Source organism: Shewanella sp. HL-SH2 (assembly GCF_051164935.1).
In the GTDB taxonomy this organism is placed as follows: Bacteria; Pseudomonadota; Gammaproteobacteria; order Enterobacterales; family Shewanellaceae; genus Shewanella; species Shewanella glacialimarina.
On record NZ_CP195035.1, the window covers coordinates 1,569,341 to 1,589,935 of the forward strand.

A 20,595-nucleotide genomic window follows, 5' to 3' on the forward strand; every position below is an offset into this window, starting at 1 on the left:
TAATCATGAAATACTTGCCTGACTGAGCTCCTGGTAAGTGATATATAGCCAAATACCTAAAAAGCACAGCATCATCAGTAGTGCGACGATACGAATTGCTTGGGCGTATTCGGTAACATAAGTGAAGTAACGTTGCTGAATCGCATTTGTCAAAAAAGTCCCCACTAAAGAAAACACACACAAATACATGGCAGCATATTGAGTTGAGCTTGAGCCATTAATTTTTTCATAGAGCAATAGTAGTGCAACTGAAGTCAATACTATTATGCGAAAACGACGCTCCGCTTTATTTGATAAATTCCATCTAGGCAGTCCCATTGCCATCGCTCCTTGTATTAAAGTCCATTTACATCAGTACACAACCCATCAAGTTATTAAGTCGCTAACGCTAAGTTAGCCTTACTGATATATAGTTATAGTAATATTTGGTCATTTTTTCAACTACAAGGTTTGTCTAGAATATAACGACTGGAAACGCCAAGTTGTGGAGTGGAAAGTGAGAAACAAACAAATGCAGTTGAAAGATGCGCCGTCACAGCCAAATCCTAATATTTCATTCTAAAGGTTTACTGAAAAGCACAGCAGTAAGCGTTTTTGTTTATTGTTTAGATTGTTTCTCTGATTTTTACTGTTTTCTATTTCATTACAGTTGGTATATCTATTCGAGCATTGTGTGTTTTATTGAGTATTAGTGGATATTGTTGTCATTAATATTAGCAAAGCGGCATAAATTTTTTCACTTCCCCTTGTAAATGAAATTTGCGCCCCTATATAAAGTGTTAAGAAAGATTTGGGCGATATATAAGTCAAGGCTATTAAGTTAATAGATACTTGAAAACCGTTTGGCTTACCCCCATATCCATACCAGACAACAAATTTACTGACGAATAACGTCAATTTCCGGAGGACCTCATGGGCAAAATTATTGGTATCGACTTAGGCACAACAAATTCATGTGTGGCAGTCCTTGATGGCGGCAAAGCACGCGTACTTGAAAACGCAGAAGGCGATCGTACAACACCTTCTATCGTTGCTTATACCGATGATGAAACAATTGTAGGCTCGCCTGCAAAACGCCAAGCAGTGACTAACCCTGCTAATACTTTCTTTGCTATTAAGCGTTTAATCGGCCGTCGTTTTAAAGATGACGAAGTTCAACGCGATGTTGACATCATGCCTTTCAAGATTATCGCAGCAGATAATGGCGATGCATGGGTTGAGCAACGTGGTAAAAAAATGGCTCCACCACAGGTTTCTGCAGAAATCTTGAAAAAGATGAAAAAGACAGCAGAAGACTTTTTAGGTGAAGAAGTGACTGAAGCGGTTATTACTGTTCCTGCTTACTTTAACGATTCACAACGTCAAGCGACTAAAGATGCTGGCCGTATAGCGGGTCTTGATGTTAAACGTATTATCAACGAGCCAACAGCGGCTGCATTAGCTTACGGTATTGATAAGAAGCAAGGCGACAACGTTGTTGCAGTATACGATTTAGGTGGTGGTACTTTTGATATCTCTATCATTGAAATCGACAGCAACGATGGCGATCAAACTTTCGAAGTACTTGCTACCAATGGTGACACTCACTTAGGTGGTGAAGACTTTGACAACCGTTTAATTAATTACCTTGCGGATGAGTTTAAGAAAGATCAGGGCTTAGATCTTCGTAAAGATCCATTAGCAATGCAACGTCTTAAAGAAGCTGCTGAAAAAGCGAAAATCGAATTATCTAGCACTAATACAACAGAAGTTAACTTACCTTACATCACAGCTGATGCAACAGGTCCTAAGCATTTAGTGGTTAAAATCACTCGTGCTAAGTTAGAGTCATTAGTTGAAGACTTAATCCAACGTACTTTAGAGCCACTAAAAGTTGCTTTAGCTGATGCTGATTTATCAATATCAGACATCAACGAAGTTATCTTAGTGGGTGGTCAAACTCGTATGCCTAAAGTGCAAGAAGCGGTTACAAACTTCTTCGGCAAAGAGCCACGTAAAGACGTTAACCCAGATGAAGCTGTTGCTGTAGGCGCTGCAATTCAAGCAGGTGTTCTTTCTGGTGAAGTGAAAGACGTACTACTACTTGACGTAACCCCGTTATCATTTGGTATTGAAACCATGGGTAGCGTAATGACTAAGCTTATCGAGAAGAACACCACTATCCCGACTAAAGCGAGCCAAACGTTCTCAACCGCTGATGACAACCAAAGTGCAGTGACGATTCACGTACTTCAAGGTGAGCGTAAGCAAGCTAGCTACAACAAGTCTTTAGGTCAATTTAACCTAGACGGTATTGGCGCTGCACCACGTGGTCAACCACAAATTGAAGTAGCGTTTGATATTGATGCTGACGGTATCTTAAAAGTATCTGCTACTGACAAGAAAACCGGTAAAGCACAAAACATCACCATTAAAGCTAACTCTGGTCTAACCGATGAAGAAGTTGAGCAAATGGTTCGTGATGCAGAAGCTCACGCTGATGAAGATGCCAAGTTTGAAGAATTAGTGCAAGCACGTAACCAAGCTGATGGTTTAGTGCATTCAACTAAGAAACAAGTGACTGAAGCGGGTGATGATTTACCAGCGGAAGATAAAGAGAAAATCGAAGCAGCAATTGCTGATGTTGATGCAGCAGTGAAAAGCAACGATAAAGAAGCCATTGATAAATCAACTCAAGCGCTTATCGAAGCTTCAGCTAAGTTAATGGAAATTGCACAAGCTAAGGCGCAAGCGCAAGGCGGAGCAGACCAAGCAACTGACGCTGGCAAACAAGACCCTGCTGATGATGTTGTTGACGCTGAGTTTGAAGAAGTGAAAGACGACAAAAAATAATTAGTTACTTTTGATAGCAAAAGCAACTAGTTAATATAAAGCGGGCGTTGAGGCTTACCTCTAACGCCCGTTTGCACAATCATACTTAATCAATTTTAAGCAAACCTTCGAGAAGCAAAACACTATGTCAAAGCGTGATTTTTACGAGGTTCTTGGTGTCAGTCGTGATGTCAGTGAACGTGAAATTAAAAAAGCCTACAAGCGTTTAGCGATGAAATTTCACCCTGATCGCAATCCAGGCGATAAAGCGGCAGAAGCAAGCTTTAAAGAAGTTAAAGAAGCCTACGAAATTTTAACCGATAGCGACAAAAAAGCCGCTTATGATCAATTTGGTCATGCTGGTGTTGACCCTAATCGCGGCGGCGGTCATGGTGGACAAGGTGACTTTGGCGATATTTTCGGTGATGTATTTGGCGATATCTTTGGCGGAGGTCGTCGTGGTGGCGGTCAGCGCCAAGCGGCGCGCGGTAGTGACTTACGTTACAACTTAGAATTATCACTTGAAGAAGCGGTACGTGGCTTAACCAAAGAACTGCGCATTCCAACATTAGCCGCTTGTGACTTATGTGATGGCAGCGGAGCAAAAGCTGGTACTAAGGCAACCACATGTGGCACTTGTCATGGTCAAGGCCAGGTGCAAATGCGCCAAGGCTTCTTTGCCGTTCAACAGGCCTGTCCAACGTGTCAAGGTCGCGGTAAAATCATCAAAGACCCTTGTAGCAAGTGTCATGGTGAAGGCCGTGTTGAAAAGAGCAAAACATTGTCGGTTAAGATCCCTGCAGGTGTTGATACTGGTGACAGAATTCGCTTAACCGGTGAGGGTGAAGCGGGCGAGTTTGGTGCTCCTCCGGGTGATTTATATGTTCAGGTCAGTGTACGTGAACACAATATTTTCACTCGAGATGCAAATAACCTCTACTGTGAAGTGCCTATTTCATTCAGCAAAGCTGCCTTAGGCGGTGAGATTGAAGTGCCAACACTTGACGGTAAAGTCAGCCTTAAAATTCCTACCGAAACCCAAACTGGCCGCATGTTCCGTTTACGCGGTAAAGGGGTTAAGTCGGTACGTAGCCATGCAGTAGGTGATTTACTGTGTAAAGTGGTGATGGAAACACCGGTTAACTTAAACGATAAGCAAAAAGAGTTATTGCGTGAGTTTGAGGCAACCTTAACAGGCGAGTCAAAAAAACATAGCCCTAAAGCTGAAGGTTTCTTTGATGGTGTGAAAAAGTTCTTCCAAGACTTGAACAGCTAATCGTTATTATGGAGCCCTATTAAGGTAGGTTAGATAAATAGGTTTCTAAGTTAAAGGCTGTTTACTTTGGGTAAACAGCCTTTTTTTATTGAAACTCAATATGCGTATTGAGTTTGTTGTTAGCGCGTTATCATTACGACGAATGTTAACTTTAGCCACAGAAAATTAGGCGATACCGCATGGGTTTTTCATTATTTACGCTCAATCCTAAACTCGTTAAATCATTACCTTCCTTGGTGATTGAACCTAGTGCAATACAAAAACAGGCTATTCCCGCTATTTTGAGCGGTAAAGATGTACTGGCATTGGCGCAAACGGGCAGTGGTAAAACCTATGCTTTTGGTTTACCCATATTGCATCGTATTGCGGCATTACAAAGTGGCACATCAAAGTTAGGTCAGCAAACACCCAATATATTAGCCGTAATTATTGCACCGACTAGAGAGTTAGCGGCGCAAGTTTGTCAAAATTTAACCCCATTAGCGCAAGCCGTCGACTTACGAGTGGATGCCTTATGTGGTGGTGAAGATATAACCCAACAAGTTGAGCGACTTACATCCCCTGCAGAATTGATTGTTGCTACACCGGGGCGATTATTAGCGCTAGCACAGCAAGGTGTTATTCAATTTGAACAGCTACAATGTGTCGTGTTCGATGAAGCCGACAGATTATTAGATATGGGCTTTATTGCCGATATTAATGCGCTACTGGCACTTATGCCTAAAAGGCAAACGCTAATGTTTTCGGCAACTATGCCTGCAACGTTAGATGAGTTGGTGAAGACTGTGTTGTCATCATCAACAATACGCTTAGAGGCTAATGCCTTAAATAGCGCGGTAGAAGATATTAGCCAAACGATTTATCACGTCAATAAAGGCAGTAAAGCAAAAATACTGATCGAACAGATTAAGTTGCACCATTGGTCGCAGGTTTTGGTATTTGTTAATGCTAAAGATGATGCCGATGCTTTGTGTCGAAAATTACTTAAAGCGGGTATTAACGCAGCAGCACTGCACGGTGATAAAGATCAAGCGTTACGCAGCCAAACATTGAACGATTTTAAAACCCAGCAACTGAGTGTGTTAGTGGCTACAGATGTAATGGCGCGTGGTATTCATATCGATGCTTTGCCCGTAGTAATTAATTTTGATTTACCAAACCAAGCTGAGGTGTACGTTCATCGTATTGGCCGCACCGCAAGGGCTGGGCTAAGTGGTGTGGCCTTGTCTTTGGTGAGTCACTTAGAATTAGTCAGTTTAGAGGCTATTCGGCAATTAACGGGTCACGTTTTACCATTGACTACGTTGGCAGACTTTCCGGTGACAGACCTAGTCACAAATTCGACCAGCAAGCGTGCTCCTCGAGATAAAAAAGCGAATCGGCGCACCGCAAGTAAACGAGGGGCTGGCGATTTTTCTAAAAGAAAATCAGCACAATAAGCGATATTTTTTGAGGCCCAAAACTCAACGACATGTCACGCGGCTATTTGCAAGTCACAATGGGCTGCAAGGACAATTATTTAACGTCATGGTCGTTTATGCAATGCTGGTTTAACATCACCAGAGCGAAAACAGACCCTAGCTATTATTAGTTTAATTTAAAGGATGAAAATATGAAGCAACTCATACTTGCAGCGGCGATTTCAACTTTATTGGTTGGATGTGTTAGTACAAAATCACCCACAGGCAGAAGCCAAACCTTGCTGTTTTCAGATGCTCAAATGCAGCAAATGGGGGCACAGTCTTTTGAAACCATGAAGCAAGACCAAAAAATAAGTAAAGATAAAAACAAAACCGCTTACGTGAATTGCATCGCTAAACGCATTACCGCAGTACTACCGGATCAAAGCCAACAATGGGAAGTGGTATTGTTTGACTCTGATCAAGTGAATGCTTTTGCATTGCCGGGTGGCCATATTGGTGTGTACACCGGTTTATTAAATGTTGCAGCTAATCAAGATCAGCTAGCAACAGTGATGGGGCACGAAGTGGCACATGTATTAGCGCAACATAGTAATGAGCAAGTGTCCCGTGCTCAGCTTACCGGTTTAGGAATGCAAGCTGCTGATGCTGCAATCGGTGCATCTGGTATTGCCAATAAAGATTTATATATGGCAGGGCTTGGCTTAGGCGCTAAAGTAGGCATTATATTACCCTTTGGCCGTAGTCAAGAATCAGAGGCTGATATCGTTGGCCTTGAGCTAATGGCTAAAGCGGGCTTTAACCCAGCACAAAGTATCACCTTGTGGCAAAACATGGCCAAAGCCGGAGGCGCGCAAGGGCCTGAGCTATTGTCAACGCATCCTTCACACAGCAGTCGAATTGAAGACTTACAAGCAGCACAAACTCAAGCGATGCCACTTTATACTCAAGCTAGAAAACAGTCTTTGGCTGAGTGTAAAATCAATGGCTCAAAATAGCCCAATTGTGAGGCTTTTTCACAGCATGGACGAATTAAATGTGATAGACTCCGTGCAAATTTTTATTTGATCAATGAGAGAAAGAAATTATGTCAGATGTGTTCAGCACAATGGAGCAGCATGCAAGTTATGGTGTAGGTCGTCAAATGGGTGAGCAACTCGCTGCCAATCCTTTTGAAGGAATTGATATCCCTGCTGTTCAAGCTGGTTTAGCTGATGCGTTTTCAGGAAAAGAAAGCCAAGTGTCTATGGAAGACTTGCAAACTGCTTTTACTGAAATTAGCCGTCGTTTACAAGCTGCACAAGAAGCTGCTGCAGAAAATGCAACTGCAGAAGCTGATGCATTTTTAGCTGATAATGCTAAACGTGATGGCGTAACAGTAACTGAATCTGGTCTTCAATATGAAGTACTAGTTCAAGGCGAAGGCGAAAAGCCAACGTTTGACTCAACAGTTCGCACTCACTACCACGGTACTTTCATCAATGGTGAAGTATTCGACAGTTCTGTGACTCGTGGTCAACCTGCTGAATTCCCTGTATCTGGCGTTATTGCTGGCTGGACTGAAGCATTACAACTTATGCCTGTAGGCACTAAGCTTAAGCTATTTGTCCCACATCACTTAGCTTATGGCGAGCGTGGTGCTGGTGCATCTATTCCTCCATACACTGCATTAGTGTTTGAAGTTGAATTGTTAGACATTCTCTAATAATCATAAAAACGCCTAAGATGACTTAGGCGTTTTTGTATATAGCCAAATTTTTGTATTAAGCCTCAATATCAAATGTGAGATGTTGATTAAGCTTTCACTGGGAGAACATATGACTGCAAAAGTAAGAGTCGCCGTTGTGGGTGCCAGTGGCCGTATGGGTCGCACATTAATTGAGTCAGCTAAACATCAAGAAGTTATCCGTCTTGGCGCGGCAATAGAACGTTCAGGCTCGACCTTAATTGGTGTTGATGCCGGTGAACTGGCTGGCGTAGGTTCAATGGATGTTGCCATTACTGATTCACTTGACAGTGTGGCTGATAACTTTGATGTGCTAATCGATTTTACCTCACCTGAAGCCTCAATTGTTCACCTTGACTGGTGTGCTCGTAATCGCAAAGCCATTGTATTAGGTACAACTGGATTCAACCATGCTCAAAAAGAGCTTATTGGTGCATATGCAGAGCAAACCCCAGTGGTATTTGCGCCTAATATGTCAGTTGGCGTTAACTTGATGTGGAAGTTGTTAGAGCTTGCTGCAGAAGTGATGGGTGATTATACCGATATTGAGATCATTGAAGGTCATCACCGTTTTAAGAAAGATGCGCCATCTGGCACTGCACTTAAAATGGGTGAAGTGATCGCCAATACCCTTGGACGCGATCTTGAGAAGTGTGCCGTTTATGGCCGCGAAGGTATTACTGGTGAACGTTCGCGTGACACCATTGGTTTCTCAACGATTCGTGCAGGTGATCTAGTCGGTGAACATACCGCAATGTTTGCTGATATTGGTGAGCGTTTAGAAATAACTCATAAAGCATCAAGCCGAATGACATTCGCCAATGGCGCAATGCGTGCGGCTTACTGGCTATATGATCAAAATCCGGGTCTGTATGATATGCAGCAGGTCCTTGGACTAAATGATTAAATTAAAAACCACCATTCGATATGGTGGTTTTTTTTAAAAAACCTTTTTTCATATGTGGACGAAATTACAGAACTCCTGTAAAATCGGCGAAATTTGTCAAAATTTCGTAAAACAGCGGAAATTGGTATCTTAGTGCAAAATAAAACAAAATAATTTCAATAGCTTGGCTCTTTTCTGGAGGTCGCGTTGACACAGTCTGCCTTACTCGTACTCGAAGACGGAACCGTATTTTCTGGCACTGCAATTGGTGCTACAGGTATTACAGTTGGTGAAGTAGTTTTTAACACTTCAATGACCGGATACCAAGAAATATTAACGGATCCATCATATTCACGCCAAATAGTCACTTTAACGTATCCGCATATCGGTAATACCGGTACTAATGATGAAGACACAGAATCAAGTGCGGTTCATGCTTGTGGTCTTATCATTCGCGATTTACCGTTAATGGCTAGTAACTTCCGTAATCAACAATCTTTAGGTGATTACCTAAAAGCTAACAATGTTGTTGGTATTGCGGATATCGATACCCGAAAATTAACCCGTATCCTGCGTGAAAAAGGTGCCCAAGCCGGTTGTATTATGGTGGGTGACCTAGACGAAGCAAAAGCGCTTGCACAAGCAAAAGCATTTCCTGGCTTAAAAGGCATGGATTTAGCCAAAGAAGTCACTACTGATAAAGCCTATCAATGGCGAAACGGTAGCTGGAAATTAGAGGGTGGTTTACCTTCTGATACCCCAGAGAAAGAATTGAAATATAAAGTTGTTGCCTATGATTACGGTGTAAAACGTAACATTTTACGCATGCTAGTTGACCGTGGTTGTGATGTCACCGTGGTGCCAGCGCAAACCTCCGCTGCCGATGTCTTAGCCATGAACCCTGATGGAGTGTTTCTATCAAATGGTCCAGGCGATCCAGAACCATGTGACTATGCAATTGACGCTATTCAACAAATCTTAAAAACAGAAATTCCTATATTTGGTATTTGTTTAGGCCATCAATTATTAGCATTAGCCTCAGGCGCTAAAACCTTAAAGATGAAATTTGGTCACCACGGTGCAAACCACCCTGTGAGCAATATCGAAAAAGGTAACGTGATGATCACCAGTCAAAACCATGGTTTTGCTGCGGATGAAACCACTTTGCCGGCCAATATCAAAGTGACCCATAAGTCATTATTTGATGGTTCTTTACAAGGTATCCATTTAACCGACAAGCCTGCGTTTAGCTTCCAGGGTCACCCTGAAGCAAGCCCTGGCCCAACCGATGCCGCGCCTTTGTTCGATCATTTCATCGAACTTATTGAGCAATATCGTCAGCACGCTAAATAGTTATCTAGGAGAAGAGAAAAGCAATGCCAAAACGTACCGATATAAAAAGTATTCTTATCCTAGGTGCCGGACCAATTGTAATTGGTCAGGCGTGTGAGTTCGATTATTCAGGTGCTCAAGCCTGTAAAGCTCTTCGTGAAGAAGGCTACCGCGTTATTCTGGTTAACTCTAACCCAGCAACCATTATGACCGACCCAGATATGGCCGATGCAACTTATATCGAGCCAATTCATTGGGAAGTAGTACGCAATATTATTGCTAAAGAGCGTCCAGATGCCATTCTACCGACTATGGGTGGACAAACGGCTCTGAACTGCGCACTTCAGCTTGAAGCTAAAGGCGTACTAAAAGAATTTAACGTTGAAATGATTGGCGCAACAGCAGACGCAATTGATAAAGCTGAAGACCGTAGCCGTTTTGACAAAGCGATGAAATCCATTGGTTTAGACTGCCCGCGTGCAGGTATTGCCCATAATATGGATGAAGCGTATGGCGTATTAGATATGGTGGGCTTCCCCTGTATCATTCGTCCGTCTTTCACCATGGGTGGCAGCGGCGGTGGTATTGCCTACAATAAAGAAGAGTTTGAAGAGATTTGTTCTCAAGGCTTGGACTTGTCGCCAACTAACGAATTATTGATTGATGAATCATTAATTGGTTGGAAAGAATATGAAATGGAAGTGGTTCGTGACCGCAACGATAACTGTATTATCGTCTGTACTATCGAAAACTTCGATGCGATGGGTGTTCATACTGGTGATTCAATTACCGTAGCACCGGCACAAACACTAACCGACAAAGAATATCAATTAATGCGTAACGCTTCGATAGCGGTACTGCGTGAAATTGGTGTTGAAACCGGTGGGTCAAACGTACAATTTGGTATTTGTCCTAACACTGGCCGTATGGTCATTATTGAGATGAACCCTCGAGTATCTCGTTCATCAGCATTAGCCTCTAAAGCAACCGGTTTCCCGATCGCTAAAATCGCGGCTAAATTAGCCGTTGGTTTTACGCTTGATGAGCTAAGCAACGATATTACTGGTGGTAAAACACCAGCATCGTTTGAACCTGCTATCGACTATGTTGTGACCAAAATTCCACGCTTTAATTTTGAAAAGTTTGCCGGTGCAAATGACCGCCTAACTACTCAAATGAAATCTGTTGGTGAAGTAATGGCTATTGGCCGCACTTTCCAAGAGTCTTTGCAAAAAGCATTACGTGGTCTTGAAGTGGGTCGTAACGGTTTTGACCCGATTGTAGATTTACAATCATCAGAAGCGATGCAACGCATACGTCATGAATTAAAAGAGCCTGGTTGTGACCGTATTTGGTATATAGCCGATGCATTCCGTGCCGGTTTAAGCCGTAATGATATCTTCACTCTGACTAACGTTGATCACTGGTTCCTCGCTCAAATCGAAGATTTGATTGCCCAAGAAGCCAAAGTGGCTGAACTTGGTATGTCAGGTTTAGAGCAAAACTACTTACGCCAATTAAAGCGTAAAGGTTTCTCTGATTTACGTTTAGCGGATGTACTTGGTGTGAGTGAAGGCGAAATTCGTAAATTACGTCATCGCCATAATATTCACCCGGTATACAAGCGTGTAGATACTTGTGCCGCTGAATTCTCAACTGACACTGCTTACATGTACTCAACGTACGAAGAGGAATGTGAAGCCAACCCATCAAATCGTGACAAAATCATGATTTTGGGTGGCGGCCCAAACCGCATTGGCCAAGGTATTGAGTTTGACTACTGTTGTGTACACGCAGCATTAGCATTACGTGAAGACGGTTATGAAACCATTATGGTTAACTGTAACCCTGAAACCGTATCAACCGATTACGATACATCTGATCGCTTATACTTTGAACCTGTTACGTTAGAAGACGTGTTAGAAATCGTCCGTATCGAGAAGCCAAAAGGCGTTATCGTACAGTACGGTGGTCAAACGCCGCTTAAATTAGCCCGTGAATTAGAAGCCGCTGGGGTGCCGATCATTGGTACTAGCCCAGATGCGATTGACCGTGCTGAAGACCGCGAGCGTTTCCAACAAGCAATTCAACGTTTAAATATGAAGCAGCCACAAAACGCGACAGTCACGACTGTTGAAAGTGCTGTGATTGAAGCGGAAATTATTGGTTATCCGCTGGTTGTCCGTCCATCTTATGTATTGGGCGGTCGTGCGATGGAAATCGTTTACGACAAGCAAGATTTACTTCGCTACTTCAATGAAGCAGTTAAAGTGTCTAACGCATCACCAGTATTACTTGATCACTTCTTAGATGATGCGATTGAAGTGGATATTGATGCGGTATGTGACGGCGAAACCGTGGTTGTTGGCGCGATTATGGAGCATATTGAACAGGCTGGCGTTCACTCTGGTGACTCTGGTTGTTCATTACCGCCATATAGCTTAAGTGCAGAAATTCAAGCACAAATGCGTGAGCAGGTATCAAAGCTTGCATTTGAATTAGGTGTAATAGGCTTAATGAACGTGCAGTTTGCCGTGAAAGATAACGAAATCTACATGATTGAAGTTAACCCACGTGCAGCGCGTACCGTACCTTTTGTTTCAAAAGCAACCGGTGTGCCATTAGCTAAGATTGCAGCGCGTGTGATGGCTGGTCAAAGCTTAAAGTCACAAAACTTTACTAAAGAAGTTATTCCACCATTCTTCTCTGTGAAAGAAGTGGTACTCCCCTTCAATAAATTCCCTGGTGTTGACCCTTTATTAGGGCCTGAAATGCGTTCCACAGGTGAAGTGATGGGTGTGGGTGAAACCTTCGCAGAAGCATATGCTAAAGCGCAATTAGGTGCGACATCTGAAGTACCTAAATCTGGACGTGCTTTATTATCAGTACGTAACAGTGATAAAAAGCGTGTAGCAGCGTTAGCAGCTAAGTTAATTGAACTGGGTTATGAGATTGACGCAACACACGGTACCGCAGTGGTATTGGGTGAAGCTGGCATCAACCCTCGTTTAGTCAACAAGGTGCATGAAGGTCGTCCACACATTCTTGACCGTATTAAGAATGATGAGTACACCTACATTATCAACACGACTGAAGGTCGCCAGGCGATTGAAGACTCACGTCAGATCCGTCGTGGAGCACTGCGTTATAAAGTGAATTACACCACAACACTGAATGCTGCATTTGCTACATGTCTAGCGCATGCTGCAGATGACCGCACTAATGTGAACTCGATTCAAGAGTTACATAAGCGCATTACTGGCTAAAATTTAGCTAGCCTACATTGTAAAGAGCCTTCATTTTGAAGGCTTTTTTTATGGCTGCGATTAGTATCTGGTTTACAAACCTTAGTTATAATGATAATGGTTATCAATACTATGTATATGAATTTAAAGGATAATTTGCAATGTTATGCTAGGTGTACTATCCTAGCATAAATTGATCCAGATCAAGTTAAGCTATCAAGGACATCATTATGAAAGGTCATCCCAAAGTCATTAGTCAGTTAAACCGCGTATTAACTTTCGAACTGACCGCCATTAACCAATACTTTTTACATGCGCGTATGTTCAAACATTGGGGTTTAGAGAAGCTCAACGAAAAAGAATACAAGAAATCAATTCAAGACATGAAACACGCAGACAAGCTTATTGAGCGGGTATTGTTTCTTGAGGGATTACCGAATTTACAGCAATTAGACAAGCTGCGTATTGGTGAAGATGCCGAAGAAATGCTGGGCTGTGATAAAGAAGCGGTAACCGAGCAAATTGCTGCATTACGTGATGTGATCAAATTGTGTGAAACAGAACAAGATTACGTTACCCGTGATTTGCTTGAAGACCTGCTTGAAGATGAAGAAGAACATTTAGATTGGATTGAATCTCAGCAAGAACAGATAGTACAAGTCGGTATTCAAAACTATCTTCAATCTCAAATTAAAGATTAATAGGACGATATTATGAAAGGCAATCCAGAAGTTATTGACGCATTAAACAGCTTGTTAACCGGTGAGTTATCAGCAATGGATCAATACTTTGTGCATGCTCATATGTATGAAGATTGGGGATTTGACGAATTATATACCCGTATATTACATGAGTCAGATGACGAGAAAGCCCATGCAGCTAAACTAGTGCAGCGCATTCTGTTTTTAGAAGGCACGCCAGACGTCGCTAGCCGCGAAGCATTAAACATCGGTAAAGATGTGCAAGAAATGCTAAATAACGACCTACAGTATGAATACAAAGTGGCGGATGATTTACGTAAAGTGATTAAGCTATGTGAAGAGAAAGGCGATTATCAAACCCGTGAGATTTTAGAAGTCTTATTGGATGATACTGAGTCAGATCACATGTACTGGTTAGAAAAGCAATTACGTTTAATTGAACGTGTTGGTTTACAGAATTACCTGCAAACTAAGATGTAATTAATCGACTAAGAACGCGTTAATGTACATTGTTAATTGAGGCGTTTTTTGATTTTAAAGCCCAGTCCCTAAAGGGGGTGGGCTTTTTTATGTTAAATGGTATCAGCGAACTTTGCTACACTGGCTAAATTATTCCACCTTCCAGGTGTTATTTGAATTTTGGGTCACTGTGATATATGCGTAAAACCGATAAAAAAATAGACAATCAAATTCGACAAGTGTTAACCCAGGTGTGTGAAATCGCCCTAAATGAATACAGCGGTTTTCAATGGTTAACCCATACTGTCAATTACAGTGACTTTCCTAAAAGCTTACAGGTTATTTGTGTCTTCGATACCCATTACAACCTTAATCGTTTTATGGCATCGGTTGAACGCGATACGCTCAGCAAGCTCATTCAGACAAAGCTATTCAGCATTAAGGTAACCATTGATAGTCGTCAAGTTTGCTATAACTGTGAAGATAACCGTAATAAAAAGCTGCATTAATAGTGAGTCTTCACAAGCGTTAAATCAGGTTAAATATAACCATTAAGCATGCTATTTTGGGGGCAGACTGATTTTAGTTTGACTGGAAATTTTTATAGAGCAGGGTGAATACTGATTATGTATCAAGGAAAGTGTTTGTGCGGCGAGGTTAACATAACCATAAAGGGCGAAATAAGTGATATTATTCATTGTCACTGCTCTTTATGCAGGAAAAATAGTGGCACTGCATTCGCCACAAATGGTTTCATTAATGCGGCTGATTTTGAGATTGTATCGGGCAAAAATAGCTTAAGTATATTTTCATTCAAGCCCGGTAGAAATCGACATTTCTGTAGTTATTGTGGCTCACCTGTGTACAGTTCAAACGAGCAAGACCCACAGCGCTACAGGATCCGACTCGGTATACTTGATACTGACATCATTGAAAGGCCTATTTCGCACAACTTTGTTTCATCCAAAGCAAACTGGGAAGATTTAGATGCTCAGTTACCCAGATACGATGCCTTTGAGCCTGGTCGTTAAGTTAAGTATCTAAATCATACGGTTTAGGTTAAAGCCGCTAGGAAAAGTGCTTACTGTTAACCTAGCGCAATATTGTTATCGACCATGTACTTCAACAGCTGTTGCTCATCTATGCCTGGCGATTTTGATAATCCTGCAACCACTCCGAGTTGATCGAGCGAGCTTCTATGCTGGCCAAGTTTTTGTTTACCTTGTAGCTCAGTAATCACAATTTTAAACCCGACAATCCCTTTAGCTAACTTATCTTGAAATTGCTTAGGGATAAAACCTTCAGGGCTTTCAGGTGTGGGCGTTAATAAACTCGATTCATATTTTTGTATTGTGGTTTCTAATATCGCCATTGTGGTTTTATCGTCGGTGAGCTCAACCGTGCCTTTAGCGTGTACCACGCTGTAATTCCAGGTGGGTACAGCAGGGGAGGCATGATACCAGGTAGGTGAAATATAGGCATGAGGGCCACTGAAAATACACAATACTGAACTGTCTATAATATCCTGCCAATGTGGATTGCTACGTGCTAAATGGCCATAAAGTACCCCATATTCACCCTCATCTGCTTTCAATATCAGCGGAATATGCGAGGCTTCTAAGTTTGGTGATATGACAGACGCAAAACCATGTTGTGCAATAAACTGATGTACGGCACTTAAGCTGTCCATTTGCCATTTTTCGGGTACATGCATGTGTTAACTTATCCGTGTAAATAACCTATAACCAATTGATTTATCATAATAGATACTTAGTCGGAACACACAACTTATTTTCTATTCCATTTCATCTAAATGCTGTGCTTTATTTATCTGGCGGATACATTGAATACTGTTTTTACATACAGTATTATGAGTTACCTTTTTAATCTTAATGGCATCAGCAATGCGCAAAATTATTCATATTGACATGGACTGCTACTATGCCGCCGTTGAGATGCGTGATTTTCCTGAATTACGCGATAAAGCCATTGCTGTAGGTGGACGTAGTGATCGCCGTGGTGTTATCAGTACCTGTAACTACGCGGCACGAAAGTTTGGTGTGCGCTCAGCTATGTCGAGCTATCAAGCGTTAAAGCTGTGCCCTCATTTAGTCTTGGTGCCAGGGCGGATGCAGGTTTATAAAGATGTTTCACAACAAATAAGACAGATATTTAACCGCTACAGTGATGTGATTGAACCACTGTCATTAGATGAGGCTTTCCTCGATGTCAGTGACTGTCAGCAATACCACGGCAGCGCGACCTTAATTGCCCAGGCCATTCGCCGAGATATCGAGTTAGAAACCGGATTAACAGCATCAGCGGGCGTCGCGCCGATTAAGTTTTTAGCCAAAATTGCCTCAGATTTAAATAAACCTAATGGTCAATATGTGATTACCCCCGATGAAATTCCTGAATTTGTACGCACGCTACCGTTAAAGAAAATTCCGGGCGTTGGCAAAGTCACAGCGCAAAAATTGTCGGTATTAGGGTTAGAAACCTGTGCCGATGTGCAGCTGTATCCTAAGGCAAAGTTACTGGAAAGTTTTGGTAAGTTTGGCGCAGTGTTAATTGAACGATCAAATGGCATCGATCCAAGGCCTATCAGCAATAACCGAGTGCGTAAATCTGTGGGTGTTGAAACAACATTAGCCCAGGATATTTTTACCTTAGCCCAATGCCATCAAGTATTACCGCAACTTATTCAAGAGCTTGATAGTCGGGTGAGCCGCAGCGCAAAAGATCGATTAATCAACAAGCAAGTGGTGAAGATCAAATTTAATGATTTTAAACAAACCACCATCGAGCAACGCAGCGATGAGATATCGGTAAAGCTGTTTTATGAATTGTTACAACAAGCACTGACCAGAAGTAATGAACGTGGTATTAGGTTAATTGGGGTAAGTGTTGGCTTGGCAGAATTAGGTGAAAAAAAACTGCAAACTAAGTCGGTTGCCCAACTCGATTTGCAGTTTTAAGTTTCCATGCTGAGCCTTAAAGCCTTGCCTTACATCGCATTAAGCCTAGCCTTACATTAAGCTTTGGCTGGAATGCGTTCTAATACGGCTAATAATAACTGCCAGTATTGGCCTACGGTTTCAATGTTAACCATTTCATCCGGGCTGTGCGGATAACGAATGGTGGGGCCAATCGATACCATGTCCATAGTTGGGTAAGGCTCTTTAAATAAGCCACATTCAAGACCTGCATGGATAACCATAATGGTTGGGTCTTTTTTGTAAATGTCATTGTAGGTATCACGCACAATGGCCATAACCGGTGAGCTGTTATCCGGCTTCCAACCAGGGTAAGCGCCGCTAAACTCAATACTGGCACCCGCAAGATTGGTCAGTGCATTTAACATGCCTTGCACTTCATCACGGCCCGAGTCGATAAGCGAGCGAATTAAACATAAAATTTCAACGCTTTCTTGTTCAGTGCTAATGACACCCACATTTAATGAGGTTTCAGTTACACCAGCCACTTCATCACTCATACGTATTACCCCATTAGGGCAGGCATGTAGTAAGTCAATTAAGCTGTTTTGCGCATCTTCGCCCATCACTTTGCTTGGTGCATCAATGGCTTCTAAGGTTAACAACATGCTTGGGTCGGCAATCGCTAACTCTTCACGTACCACCGCTTGAAATGCGCTAATAGCCGTTTTTAACCCATCAACATTTTCAGCCGGTAACATAAAGCTGATATTCGCTTCACGTGGAATAGCATTACGTAATGAACCACCGGTAAAATCAACAAGTTCTAACGCTAATTCATCACTGTATTTAAACAGAAAACGTGCCAGTAGTTTATTGGCATTACCACGTCCAAGGTGAATATTTACCCCAGAGTGGCCACCTTTAATGCCTGACAAGGTCAGCTTAAACGATTGATTGCTCAGCTCAGGTGCTTGCCATGAAAGTGGCACAGATATCTGGGCGTCAACACCGCCAGCACAACCCATGTAAATCTCACCTTCTTGTTCAGAGTCGGTGTTGATCAAAATCTCAGCGTCTAAATAACCTGCTTCTAAACCAAACGCGCCTGTCATGCCGGCTTCTTCATCAATGGTCAATAAGACTTCTAGTGGACCATGTTTAATGTCATCGCTGCCTAGCACGGCTAAAGCCGAAGCCATACCAATGCCATTATCTGAACCTAATGTTGTACCTTTTGCTTTAACCCATTCACCATCAACATAGGCTTCGATAGGATCTTTTTCAAAGTCATGCACTTTGTCGGCATTTTTTTGTGGCACCATATCGATATGAGCTTGTAAGACAACAATTTTGCGATCTTCCATACCGGGAGTAGCAGGTTTACGAATAATGAGGTTGCCTACTTTGTCCTCAACCACGCTAAGGCCTTTGCCTTTTGCCCATTGTTGAATGTGGCTTGATAGCGCTTGTTCATGCTTAGAAGGGTGGGGAATAGCACAAATTTGTTCGAACCATTGCCAAAGAGGTTGTGGATATAATTGATTTAATGCAGTCACGAAACGTCCTCAATCAGGATAAAATATGCCATTATTCTAACATAGGCTGTTCAATTGCCATTGTGACTGCGTGGTTTTTCTTTGCAGTAGACACGTTATTGTGTAAATAAAAATTCACTCTAGAATGACCGTTAACGCTAACACTAAAAATCAATCAGACCGTTCATACACCAAGAATAATCGACAATAAAGCATAAGGGAAAATCATTGACCGTTAACGCTAACACTAAAAATCAATCAGACCGTTCATACACCAAGAATAATCGACAATAAAGCATAAGGGAAAATCATGTTTCAAGTGCCAATAGTAGATGTAAATAACGAACAGGCCATTTTTGAAGGCGAAGGTTTTGATGCCGTCATAGTCGTCACTGCTGATTTAACTCAGCTTGCTCAGCAAGAGATTAGCTTATTGGCTGAACATGCTAAGCAGATTGACCACCGCGTAGGTAAGCAAGCGACATTACTTTTTGCCCCTGGCTTAGCTGGTGGCAGACTGATTATAGCCCCGGTAACGGGTGATGATGACTATGCCGATGTGCGCATTTTTGCCAAAGCCGCAAAAGAGGGGATCAGTATTGCCAAAGATGCAGGCGCCACTAAACCTTTATTAATCGTAACATCGTCTCAAGACCCTCGTTTTAGTTTTGCCACTGAAGTGGCTGCACTGGCTTGCGGCCAAGCACTATGGCAACCACTCGAAACCCGTGAAGCAAACTCACTTACGCCAGCGCTAACCGCTATTGGTTTAATGGGCAGCTCACCTAAAAGTGAACTGTTAAATGCATTAGAAGCGGGCAGAGTATTAGCGCGTGATTTATGCGGTACTGAGCCAGAGCGCATGAGTGCGATTCACTTTGCTGATTACTGTGTAGCGTCTTTTAAAGACAGCGGCCTTGATGTTGCCGTCGTAGAAGATAAAGCGACCTTAATAAAAGATTACCCCTTGTTAAGCGCAGTGGGGCGCAGCTCATTTGATGTTGCGCGCCATCATCCACGGGTGGTGAAAGTGGCTTACACCGGTGAAGGTGAAATTAAGCGTACATTGCTATTTGCCGGTAAAGGTGTGGTATATGACACTGGCGGAGCTGACATTAAAATTGCTGGTGGCATGGCGGGTATGAGCCGTGATAAAGGCGGCGCAGCAGCTGTTGCTGGGTTAATGAAAACCCTATCAATATTAAAGCCTAAGGGCGTTAAGGTTATCGCCGAGCTGGGTTTAGTGCGTAACAGTATCGGCAGTGAAGCGTTTGTTACCGATGAGATTATTACTAGCCATGCAGGTGTTCGAGTCCGTATTGGTAATACTGATGCCGAAGGGCGCTTAGTATTAGCTGATTTGCTGTCGCATTTACGCATTCAAGCAACACAAGCGGTTGCGCCCTCATTATATTCGGTAGCGACCTTAACCGGTCATGTGGTGCGCGCCTATGGTAGTTATACAGCCTTAGTTGAAAATGCGGTGGCTAAGCAGCAAGGCGTGGCAGCAACATTGCAACATATTGGTCAGCAATGGGCTGAACCTTTTGAAGTGTCATATTTACGCCCTGAAGATTTTGATAAGGTTGCAGATAAAAATGGTGCGGCAGATGTGATATCGTCCAACAATGGCCCGTCATCAGTGACTGCGCGAGGACATCAATACCCTGCAGCATTTTTATTGAAAGCCTCAGGACTCGATAGCCACCATTTAAAAAGCAGCCAACCGTTAAGCTATACCCATATTGATATTGCCGGCAGCGCGACTGAAGGTGATCCCTTATACGGTAAGCCAACAGCACAACCTTTGGTTACTTTATTACAGTTTGCTATCGGGTAGTGGTTGTTATTTATTTGCAATTTAAATCAATAGCTTAAGTAGATGTTAATAATTTGTTTTGCATTTGTTAAGACCTTTATTTGGTAATGTTATTACTAAATAAAGGTTTTTTGTGATTTATATCAAATAAAGCTTGTAATTAAATTACGGTTTTGTATAATTCTCTTCGTCGGCAAGCAAGACACCGTCAATGCTAGTAAATCCAGGATGGATGTTATCTCCAAGGAATCGAGTGAAAGAAAGTTGTCTCAATGGATTGAGAAAGGTTAGTTCCACGGATCAGAACCACTACTAGGTTTATACAACTTTAATTTGGAGAATTTATTATGTCTTATTTAGGCAATGGTAAGATATTTTGGCAAAACACTTGGATTAATCCAGAGGCTTTGCGAGGCGGTTTTTTCGCCATGAAGTTTTAAAATAG

General features: G+C 42.3%; 17 protein-coding genes. 14 read left to right on the forward strand and 3 right to left on the reverse strand.

Going from position 1 to position 20,595, the window contains the following annotated elements:
* Positions 1-3 precede the first annotated feature (3 nt).
* On the reverse strand, positions 4-318 hold the full coding sequence (locus ACRWP9_RS06805; RefSeq protein ID WP_434928487.1) for a hypothetical protein: 315 nt from the start codon (positions 316-318) through the stop codon (positions 4-6).
* A 594-nt stretch (positions 319-912) separates the two neighbouring features.
* Here ACRWP9_RS06805 and dnaK point away from each other — a divergent pair.
* The 12 genes from dnaK to ACRWP9_RS06865 all read left to right on the forward strand — a co-directional run bounded on the left by dnaK (position 913) and on the right by ACRWP9_RS06865 (position 14,888).
* Positions 913-2,832, forward strand: coding sequence for a molecular chaperone DnaK (gene dnaK, locus ACRWP9_RS06810; RefSeq protein ID WP_434928488.1), 1,920 nt, complete (start codon positions 913-915; stop codon positions 2,830-2,832).
* 124 nt (positions 2,833-2,956) lie between these two features.
* On the forward strand, positions 2,957-4,087 hold the full coding sequence (gene dnaJ, locus ACRWP9_RS06815) for a molecular chaperone DnaJ (RefSeq protein ID WP_434928489.1): 1,131 nt from the start codon (positions 2,957-2,959) through the stop codon (positions 4,085-4,087).
* A 179-nt stretch (positions 4,088-4,266) separates the two neighbouring features.
* Positions 4,267-5,526 (forward strand): DEAD/DEAH box helicase, encoded by a 1,260-nt coding sequence (locus ACRWP9_RS06820; protein WP_434928490.1) that lies wholly within the window; start codon positions 4,267-4,269, stop codon positions 5,524-5,526.
* A 173-nt stretch (positions 5,527-5,699) separates the two neighbouring features.
* Complete coding sequence (locus ACRWP9_RS06825; RefSeq protein WP_226410807.1) at positions 5,700-6,506, forward strand: M48 family metallopeptidase; 807 nt, start codon at positions 5,700-5,702, stop codon at positions 6,504-6,506.
* 89 nt (positions 6,507-6,595) lie between these two features.
* Positions 6,596-7,213, forward strand: a complete 618-nt coding sequence (locus tag ACRWP9_RS06830) for an FKBP-type peptidyl-prolyl cis-trans isomerase (RefSeq protein ID WP_226410806.1) — start codon at positions 6,596-6,598, stop codon at positions 7,211-7,213.
* A 112-nt stretch (positions 7,214-7,325) separates the two neighbouring features.
* On the forward strand, positions 7,326-8,141 hold the full coding sequence (gene dapB, locus ACRWP9_RS06835) for a 4-hydroxy-tetrahydrodipicolinate reductase (protein ID WP_434928491.1): 816 nt from the start codon (positions 7,326-7,328) through the stop codon (positions 8,139-8,141).
* Between the two features lie 174 nt (positions 8,142-8,315).
* Complete coding sequence (gene carA / locus ACRWP9_RS06840; protein ID WP_434928950.1) at positions 8,316-9,473, forward strand: glutamine-hydrolyzing carbamoyl-phosphate synthase small subunit; 1,158 nt, start codon at positions 8,316-8,318, stop codon at positions 9,471-9,473.
* A gap of 23 nt (positions 9,474-9,496) precedes the next feature.
* On the forward strand, positions 9,497-12,718 hold the full coding sequence (gene carB, locus ACRWP9_RS06845) for a carbamoyl-phosphate synthase large subunit (RefSeq protein WP_434928492.1): 3,222 nt from the start codon (positions 9,497-9,499) through the stop codon (positions 12,716-12,718).
* A gap of 209 nt (positions 12,719-12,927) precedes the next feature.
* On the forward strand, positions 12,928-13,398 hold the full coding sequence (gene bfr / locus ACRWP9_RS06850; RefSeq protein ID WP_226410803.1) for a bacterioferritin: 471 nt from the start codon (positions 12,928-12,930) through the stop codon (positions 13,396-13,398).
* Between the two features lie 12 nt (positions 13,399-13,410).
* A complete protein-coding gene (bfr, locus tag ACRWP9_RS06855) occupies positions 13,411-13,878 on the forward strand; it encodes a bacterioferritin (protein ID WP_434928493.1) in 468 nt (155 codons plus the stop codon).
* 176 nt (positions 13,879-14,054) lie between these two features.
* Complete coding sequence (locus ACRWP9_RS06860) at positions 14,055-14,366, forward strand: Fis family transcriptional regulator (RefSeq protein ID WP_434928494.1); 312 nt, start codon at positions 14,055-14,057, stop codon at positions 14,364-14,366.
* 117 nt (positions 14,367-14,483) lie between these two features.
* Positions 14,484-14,888, forward strand: coding sequence for a GFA family protein (locus tag ACRWP9_RS06865; protein ID WP_434928495.1), 405 nt, complete (start codon positions 14,484-14,486; stop codon positions 14,886-14,888).
* Positions 14,889-14,944: 56 nt separating this feature from the next.
* Here ACRWP9_RS06865 and ACRWP9_RS06870 read toward each other — a convergent pair whose 3' ends face one another.
* Positions 14,945-15,571, reverse strand: a complete 627-nt coding sequence (locus ACRWP9_RS06870; protein WP_434928496.1) for an FMN-binding negative transcriptional regulator — start codon at positions 15,569-15,571, stop codon at positions 14,945-14,947.
* Positions 15,572-15,761: 190 nt separating this feature from the next.
* Between ACRWP9_RS06870 and dinB the strand changes: the two genes are divergently transcribed.
* Positions 15,762-16,835, forward strand: coding sequence for a DNA polymerase IV (gene dinB, locus ACRWP9_RS06875; RefSeq protein WP_434928497.1), 1,074 nt, complete (start codon positions 15,762-15,764; stop codon positions 16,833-16,835).
* 56 nt (positions 16,836-16,891) lie between these two features.
* On the opposite strand, the gene ACRWP9_RS06880 is transcribed toward dinB, so the two are convergent.
* The gene (locus ACRWP9_RS06880; protein ID WP_434928498.1) at positions 16,892-18,352 is read right to left on the reverse strand and encodes an aminoacyl-histidine dipeptidase; all 1,461 of its coding nucleotides are present in this window, start codon (positions 18,350-18,352) and stop codon (positions 16,892-16,894) included.
* 289 nt (positions 18,353-18,641) lie between these two features.
* Here ACRWP9_RS06880 and ACRWP9_RS06885 point away from each other — a divergent pair, with 289 nt between their 5' ends.
* Entirely contained in the window at positions 18,642-20,171 is a 1,530-nt protein-coding gene (locus tag ACRWP9_RS06885; protein WP_434928499.1) for a M17 family metallopeptidase, read from the forward strand.
* Positions 20,172-20,595: the final 424 nt, after the last annotated feature.

Bases quoted from the DNA above. Each gene is read 5' to 3' on its own strand.
- ACRWP9_RS06805 (WP_434928487.1), bottom strand. From the start codon at position 318: ATGGGACTGCCTAGATGGAATTTATCAAATAAAGCGGAGCGTCGTTTT.
- dnaK (WP_434928488.1), top strand. From the start codon at position 913: ATGGGCAAAATTATTGGTATCGACTTAGGCACAACAAATTCATGTGTG.
- dnaJ (WP_434928489.1), top strand. From the start codon at position 2,957: ATGTCAAAGCGTGATTTTTACGAGGTTCTTGGTGTCAGTCGTGATGTC.
- ACRWP9_RS06820 (WP_434928490.1), top strand. From the start codon at position 4,267: ATGGGTTTTTCATTATTTACGCTCAATCCTAAACTCGTTAAATCATTA.
- ACRWP9_RS06825 (WP_226410807.1), top strand. From the start codon at position 5,700: ATGAAGCAACTCATACTTGCAGCGGCGATTTCAACTTTATTGGTTGGA.
- ACRWP9_RS06830 (WP_226410806.1), top strand. From the start codon at position 6,596: ATGTCAGATGTGTTCAGCACAATGGAGCAGCATGCAAGTTATGGTGTA.
- dapB (WP_434928491.1), top strand. From the start codon at position 7,326: ATGACTGCAAAAGTAAGAGTCGCCGTTGTGGGTGCCAGTGGCCGTATG.
- carB (WP_434928492.1), top strand. From the start codon at position 9,497: ATGCCAAAACGTACCGATATAAAAAGTATTCTTATCCTAGGTGCCGGA.
- bfr (WP_226410803.1), top strand. From the start codon at position 12,928: ATGAAAGGTCATCCCAAAGTCATTAGTCAGTTAAACCGCGTATTAACT.
- bfr (WP_434928493.1), top strand. From the start codon at position 13,411: ATGAAAGGCAATCCAGAAGTTATTGACGCATTAAACAGCTTGTTAACC.
- ACRWP9_RS06860 (WP_434928494.1), top strand. From the start codon at position 14,055: ATGCGTAAAACCGATAAAAAAATAGACAATCAAATTCGACAAGTGTTA.
- ACRWP9_RS06865 (WP_434928495.1), top strand. From the start codon at position 14,484: ATGTATCAAGGAAAGTGTTTGTGCGGCGAGGTTAACATAACCATAAAG.
- ACRWP9_RS06870 (WP_434928496.1), bottom strand. From the start codon at position 15,571: ATGCATGTACCCGAAAAATGGCAAATGGACAGCTTAAGTGCCGTACAT.
- dinB (WP_434928497.1), top strand. From the start codon at position 15,762: ATGCGCAAAATTATTCATATTGACATGGACTGCTACTATGCCGCCGTT.
- ACRWP9_RS06885 (WP_434928499.1), top strand. From the start codon at position 18,642: ATGTTTCAAGTGCCAATAGTAGATGTAAATAACGAACAGGCCATTTTT.